9 protein-coding genes are annotated in these 5964 nt (G+C 45.6%); 4 read left to right on the top strand and 5 right to left on the bottom strand.

The features are described from left to right. Nucleotides 1–323 precede the first annotated feature (323 nt). From VB714_RS20500 to VB714_RS20515, 4 genes are read left to right on the top strand one after another with little or no spacing between them, the layout of a single operon-like run. On the top strand, nucleotides 324–1076 hold the full coding sequence (locus VB714_RS20500; RefSeq protein WP_323226542.1) for a Tic22 family protein: 753 nt from the start codon (nucleotides 324–326) through the stop codon (nucleotides 1074–1076). 20 nt (nucleotides 1077–1096) lie between these two features. Further along, on the top strand, nucleotides 1097–1984 hold the full coding sequence (gene prmC, locus VB714_RS20505; protein WP_323226543.1) for a peptide chain release factor N(5)-glutamine methyltransferase: 888 nt from the start codon (nucleotides 1097–1099) through the stop codon (nucleotides 1982–1984). After that, nucleotides 1981–2574 (top strand): L-threonylcarbamoyladenylate synthase, encoded by a 594-nt coding sequence (locus VB714_RS20510; RefSeq protein WP_323226544.1) that lies wholly within the window; start codon nucleotides 1981–1983, stop codon nucleotides 2572–2574. The genes prmC and VB714_RS20510 overlap by 4 nt, the downstream gene beginning before the upstream one ends. Before the next feature lie 3 nt (nucleotides 2575–2577). After that, the gene (locus tag VB714_RS20515) at nucleotides 2578–3408 is read left to right on the top strand and encodes a HAMP domain-containing sensor histidine kinase (protein ID WP_323226545.1); all 831 of its coding nucleotides are present in this window, start codon (nucleotides 2578–2580) and stop codon (nucleotides 3406–3408) included. On the opposite strand, the gene VB714_RS20520 is transcribed toward VB714_RS20515, so the two are convergent. From VB714_RS20520 to VB714_RS20540, 5 genes are all read right to left on the bottom strand, one after another. After that, complete coding sequence (locus VB714_RS20520; protein ID WP_323226547.1) at nucleotides 3338–3820, bottom strand: GNAT family N-acetyltransferase; 483 nt, start codon at nucleotides 3818–3820, stop codon at nucleotides 3338–3340. The genes VB714_RS20515 and VB714_RS20520 overlap by 71 nt on opposite strands. Before the next feature lie 259 nt (nucleotides 3821–4079). Continuing rightward, nucleotides 4080–4343 (bottom strand): 50S ribosomal protein L27, encoded by a 264-nt coding sequence (gene rpmA / locus VB714_RS20525; protein ID WP_323226548.1) that lies wholly within the window; start codon nucleotides 4341–4343, stop codon nucleotides 4080–4082. Nucleotides 4344–4391: 48 nt separating this feature from the next. After that, nucleotides 4392–4859 (bottom strand): 50S ribosomal protein L21, encoded by a 468-nt coding sequence (rplU, locus tag VB714_RS20530; protein ID WP_323226549.1) that lies wholly within the window; start codon nucleotides 4857–4859, stop codon nucleotides 4392–4394. A gap of 169 nt (nucleotides 4860–5028) precedes the next feature. Next, nucleotides 5029–5478 carry a PPC domain-containing protein gene (locus VB714_RS20535; RefSeq protein ID WP_323226550.1) on the bottom strand — a complete coding sequence of 150 codons (450 nt, stop codon included), beginning with the start codon at nucleotides 5476–5478 and terminating at the stop codon, nucleotides 5029–5031. A gap of 279 nt (nucleotides 5479–5757) precedes the next feature. Beyond that, nucleotides 5758–5964 (bottom strand): alpha amylase C-terminal domain-containing protein (locus tag VB714_RS20540; protein ID WP_323226551.1); only part of this gene is annotated, 207 nt, incomplete at its 5' end.

Genomic DNA, 5964 nt, shown 5'->3' on the forward strand with positions numbered 1-5964 from the left:
GGGGAGTTGGGGGGGTGGGGGGAGTTGGGGGAGCAATGGGCAATGAAAAATTTGTCCCTCATTACTTATCTTGGGAACTCCTGCAAGAATCTTTCAGTCTCAGGAATTTACAACTGTTAACAATTGCCGTATATTGGTTAACAAAATTTACAAATTGTTAACCCAATCGGGAAGCGTGATTTTTAGAGCAAGGTTTTTAGAGCAAGATTTAAACGGTCTGTTGTGCGATCGCTTCGCACTTGACAGTTTACTTGTTTGCTGTTCGGGAAATCCCAGGTAGTTCTTAGTTGCAAAAGTTCGGTAAAGTTTTGAGGTCAATTTCAATGAAAATGAAATCTTTGGTTCGTTGGTGTTTAGCATTGAGTGTCGCGGGAATCACCCTTTCAAGCGGTTTGTTCTCAGGAACATTAAAAGCATTAGCTTTAACCGAAACACAGATTGTCGAGCGTCTGAAAACCATTCCCGTGTTTGCCGTTGCCGATGAAAATGGTGCGCCCTTAGTGGCCAGAATTCCCCAAAACGCTCAAAGCACTCCCGATCCCGATAGTCCAAGCGTTGCCGGAGTTTTTATCAATCCAATTGATGCCCAAGCATTTATTACTCGTCTCAAACAGGAAAATCCTAACTTGGGCAATAAGTTGCAAATCATTCCCGTTTCTTTGGGAGATATCTATCAACTCGATCGCCGCAATAGCCAACAAGAAGGGGTTGATTTCACCTACGTCCCAACCAGCCGTCAAGTAGAACTCGCCCAGCAACTCAACCCCGAAAATTTTCAAGGTGTTCCTCTCTTTGTCGCTAAAGCTGGGGCAGAAGGTGGCTATTTAACCCTTCAGCAAAATGACGAACAGGTGATTCCCTTCTTTTTTGAGAAGGAAGGAATCGAGCAAATGGTAGAACGGTTTAAAGAGCAACAGCCTTCCCTTGCCAATACCATACAAATCCAAGCAGTTCCTCTGGAAGGGGTGATTCAAACCTTGGAACAGAACGATAATGCAGAACTGGAAAAAATCGTTCTCATTCCCACTCAAGCCTCCCTCGAGTATATCAATACACTTCGCCAGCAGCAAAGATAGTCCCTGATGGGGGGAGTCAGATGATAATTTCGGGTCAAGAATTGTGGTTGTGGCAAAAACGCGCCCAACAGCAAGCGATCGCGGCACATCTTCCCCCTCATGATGTTCATTGGCTATTGCGAGAATTGGCGGGTTTGGATTCTTTGACCCTCCATTTAGAAACCTATAAAACGCGATCGCAAATCGAGTTAAAAATATCGCTGTCAGAGTTAGAAAGACTTTGGCAGCTTCGTCTTGGCGATCGCGTCCCCCTACAGCATCTCACCGGCCAAGTAAGCTGGCGACACTTCACCTTGAAAGTTTCCCCAGAGGTACTCATTCCCCGTCCAGAAACAGAAATTCTCATCGATCGCGTTGCCGAAATTGTCCAGCAAAACCCTCAACTCGCTGAAGGTCATTGGGTTGACTTAGGGACGGGAAGCGGCGCGATCGCCTTGGGACTAGCAGAATGCTTGCCCAAAGCGCAAATTCACGCCATCGATATCAGCGCAGAAAGCCTCGAAATTGCCCGAAAAAACGCCCAGAATCTCAATTTTGCCCATCGAATCCAATTTCATCAAGGTTCCTGGTGGCAACCTCTGACGGCATTGGTTGGTAAAATAAGCGGTATGATTTCCAATCCCCCTTATATTCCTTCTGCCTTAATTGCTGAACTGGAGCAGGAAGTCAGCCAACACGAACCCCATCTCGCTTTAGATGGAGGAAATGACGGCCTCGATGCCATTCGCCATTTAGTGGCAACAGCACCCGATTATTTGCATTCTGGAGGGCTGTGGGCGATCGAAATGATGGACGGACAAGCAGAAATTGTCACTCATCTTCTCGAAAATCAAGGGAATTATCAGAATATTCACATTGTTCCCGACCTTGCCAAAATTGAGCGCTTTGCCTTTGCTTATTGCCGATGAAAGTTAGCCAAAATGAACTCATTGAAGCCGCAAAAGCCGGACAGGTTGTGAGTTTTCCCACTGATACCGTTCCGGCTTTAGCCGTGCGTCCCGATCGCGCCACCGCTATTTTTGACCTCAAACGCCGGTCCTTGGAAAAACCCCTAATTTTAATGGCGGCCAATTTTCTCGATTTACAACCCTACATCCAAGGAACTCCCGCAGAATTAGCAATTTGGCAGCAGATAACCCAAGAATACTGGCCGGGTGCGCTAACCTTAGTTTTACCCGCTTCTGAATTAGTTCCCGAGGGCATCAATCCTGGCGATCGCACCACCATTGGTATCCGCGTCCCCGATCTTCCCCTGGCGCGAGAAATCTTGAGTCAAACGGGGGCATTAGCGACAACCAGCGCCAATCATTCCGGGGAACCTCCCTTAGAAACGACAAACGCGATCGCCCAAGCCTTTCCCAATGTTTTCCTTCTCCACCGTAGCGATCTCCCCTGCGATGTTACAGTAGGCAGTAGGCTGCCCTCAACTGTGGCAAAATGGACGGGGAAAGCATGGGAAATTCTCCGTCAGGGCAATATTGTCATCAAGGAAAAATAAAGCATGAGTGAGGAATTAGAAACCTTAAAGGCGGAACTCGAACGAACCAAGCTGGCTTATCAAATGGCAGCCCAAATGAGTCTGTTTAAATCCGGTTTTTTAGCAAGAACGTCTCACGAATTGCGATCGCCTCTCAACAGTCTCCTCGGATTGCACCAGTTAATTCTGGCGGATTTATGCGAAAGTCCCGAAGAAGAGCGAGAGTTTGTTGGACAGGCACATAAAGCAGCCTTAAAGCTCATTAAGCTCCTCGATGATATCATTTATGTTTCTAAAGCAGAACACGGCTCGGGTCAAGTCAAAAATCATCCATTTCCATTAAGCGAAGTCTTTAACGAACTCAAACGACTCACTCATCTACACGCAGCCAATCGCAGTTACGACCTCAATATTACCTATCCCGAACCGGAACTTTATATCAACGCAGATTTAAAACGATTTGCCCAAGTTTTAGTCAGTTTGGTGGATACGGCGATCGCCTATATGGAGGAAGGGGGGATATCTATTACCGTTCGGACTTCTCCCCAAAGTGATATTGCTTGGGTGTGGATCGAGATCGAATCCTCCCGAGCAATTTGGCAAGAACCCATCGATTTACTGAAAAAACAACCTCTCGATGTCGATCCTGAAGCCGTGCAGTCTTTACTTCAGGCTCCTGTTCCTTCTCCTGGCATGAATTTACTCTTAAGTCAATGTCTTTTAGAAACAATGGGAGGAGGACTAGAAATGTTGCAAGCACCCTCCCCCAACGAAACAAACCCTCTTACACGGGTACAGTGTTCAATTCCCCTGGCTTCTGCTCAGATGATAGAAGAGGCGCAACCAATCGATTAGCATTGTTGTAGAGAACCATCGTTGTGGTTTGATTCTCCTCAAAACCAATGCGTTCGTAAAAACGTTGTTGATGCGTCGTCATTAAGTACACCCGTTCGACACGGTTAACATGGGGATGGGCGATTACCGTTTCTACCAATTTACGACCCAAACCCGCCCCTTGATAGTCGGGATGAATGACCACATCCCAAATAGTCGCGCGATAAATTCCATCGGAGGTAGCGCGAGCAAACCCGATCAGATGAGTTTTATCCCAGACTGTAATAGTAGGGCTACTATTGGCGATCGCAATTCCCATCTCTTCGATATTACGATCTTTAGCCCAAAATGCAGCTTGTTTAAATAAGTCGTGAAGTTGTTCGAGGTCAATAATTGCCTTGTTATCTTGAAACTGAATATGGCGACAGTCCATACTTTTACTCCCGATCGATCTGGTAAATACAATTGACCTCTCCGATTGCTGTGTTGAAACACTGCGCCTGTTTGATTGAGAACTGACGCTTTTTTACCCTATTAAATTAAGATTGTAACAATTTGTACAAAAAAAACAAGATTTTTGAGAATTAAAAATGTCACCATTTTTTGACATTAGTGATGCGAGAATACACACTTTTGCTGAAAAAATTATCTTTTTCCTCAAAAAAAAAGGCGGGAAATTCCCGCCCATCAGCTTAAATAGCATCTACAGGATAGACACTGATTTTTTTACGAGACTTGTCTTTGCGTTCAAATTTAACCACTCCATCAATTAAAGAAAAGAGAGTATCATCATTGCCACGACCGACATTCTTACCAGGGTGAACCTTTGTTCCCCTCTGACGGATGAGAATATTGCCAGCCTTGACAGCTTGGCCGCCGTAACGCTTAACACCTAAGCGTTTAGAGTTAGAGTCCCGACCGTTACGGGTACTGCCCGTGCCTTTCTTATGAGCCATAATTTCCTTGTTGTTAAATTGCGATCGCGTTTTCTCTGTTGTTCCAGTTTACTCTTCTTCAGAAGTTGCTTCAGCTTCCACTTCCGCAGAAACCGCATCAACAGTTTCTTCAACCTCTTCAACCATCGGTAAAGAATCTTTCACAAGATTGGGGGTTTCCTCCTCGATCTCCTTTACTTCTGCTTCCGCTAAAACCGTACCGTTAAGATTAATCGAATTAATCATCAAACGGGTTGTTTCTTGGCGGTGTCCGCGTTTTTTGCGCGTTTTCTTCTTAGGACGCATTTTGTAAACGATAACTTTGCGGCCGCGGAAGTGGCGCATTACTGTTCCTTCTACCGTTGCACCCTCAACGAAGGGTTGGCCGATGTGAATATCGTCGTCGTGATGGACGAGAAAAACTTTATCAATGCTGTAAGATTCGTCGGGGTCAACGTGGAGAAGTTCGATATCGTAAAAGCGTCCGGGTTCAACGCGCATTTGTTTTCCCCCGGTTTCGACGATCGCGTAGGTCATGGTTATCAATCCTTAAAAATAGAGGCCGTATCAGGTAGCTGACTGACGAGACTAAGTGCGAGTTAGCTGTAAACAAATCAGCTTTTGAGATGTCTCAACCCGATCCGAGCTTGTTGGACACGCAATCTCTAATCATACTATAGGGAATGGGCAATCCTGACTTTGTTCGTTAAATTGGTTTGAGACGAGTTACTTTCAGGCGAAAGTTACCTCCTCCGGTTTCCCCAAAAGCTCGAACGCGGACGATATAATCCCCAGCATCGGTAATACGGGCAAAGAGAAGAGAATTGGTGGTTCCGTCGGGTCCGTCGTCATTTTCGGCTACCGTAGCCCCATCCGTAGCAATTAAAATCACCATCGGATCGAATTCATCGGAAAGGAGATCGATCGCGACATTATCGCCTTGTTCTAATCTCACTTTGTAATCGCGAGAAAATCCACCGTCTCCAGTAGGTATATCTTTTTGTGATAAAAGATCGGCAATTTCTTCTCCCGATACCAAAGGTAAAGGATTGTACATTTCCTGTGCTTTTGCCGAAAGCGCCCCCAATCCAACAGTCAAAAATGTTGCACTCGCCAGTAATGTAGAGTAGCAATAACGGGCAAAACGTTGTTTCATGAAATTTTTTGCTCGGGTCTAACTCGTTTATTATGTCTTAGTTTTAGCGGAAGTGGCTAGTTTCTAATCAACCTCGCCAAATTCCCGACTCCTGATTCCCGACACTCTTTCGCTTGTTGATGGATGCAGGATCGTGGCGATTTGGGATTGCAGGCTCTATCCCTTATACAGTCTATTTTATAGCTCTCTTGTCACCCCTTAATGTAAACGATACTTATCTTAATCGCCAACAAAAAAAGGCCGGCGATCGCCAGCCTTTTTTCCGATATCATCCAGAGATTAGCCCTCCGATTCAACATCAAGAACATTTTGCTTGTTCTGTAATGCCTCCGCCGTTTTCTGGCGATCCAACTTCAGGTAAATAACCCCCAAAGGAGGCAAACACAAATCGAGGGAATAAGGTTTATCATGGAACGACCATTCCTCCTCCCATTTTCCACCTAAATTCCCCATATTGCTACCGCCATATTTACCCGCATCGCTATT

This window comes from Spirulina sp. 06S082, assembly GCF_034932145.1.
Lineage (GTDB): Bacteria > Cyanobacteriota > Cyanobacteriia > Cyanobacteriales > Spirulinaceae > CCY15215.

Bases quoted from the DNA above. Each gene is read 5' to 3' on its own strand.
- VB714_RS20535 (WP_323226550.1), bottom strand. From the start codon at position 5,478: ATGAAACAACGTTTTGCCCGTTATTGCTACTCTACATTACTGGCGAGT.
- prmC (WP_323226543.1), top strand. From the start codon at position 1,097: ATGATAATTTCGGGTCAAGAATTGTGGTTGTGGCAAAAACGCGCCCAA.
- rplU (WP_323226549.1), bottom strand. From the start codon at position 4,859: ATGACCTACGCGATCGTCGAAACCGGGGGAAAACAAATGCGCGTTGAA.
- VB714_RS20515 (WP_323226545.1), top strand. From the start codon at position 2,578: ATGAGTGAGGAATTAGAAACCTTAAAGGCGGAACTCGAACGAACCAAG.
- VB714_RS20510 (WP_323226544.1), top strand. From the start codon at position 1,981: ATGAAAGTTAGCCAAAATGAACTCATTGAAGCCGCAAAAGCCGGACAG.
- VB714_RS20520 (WP_323226547.1), bottom strand. From the start codon at position 3,820: ATGGACTGTCGCCATATTCAGTTTCAAGATAACAAGGCAATTATTGAC.
- VB714_RS20500 (WP_323226542.1), top strand. From the start codon at position 324: ATGAAAATGAAATCTTTGGTTCGTTGGTGTTTAGCATTGAGTGTCGCG.
- rpmA (WP_323226548.1), bottom strand. From the start codon at position 4,343: ATGGCTCATAAGAAAGGCACGGGCAGTACCCGTAACGGTCGGGACTCT.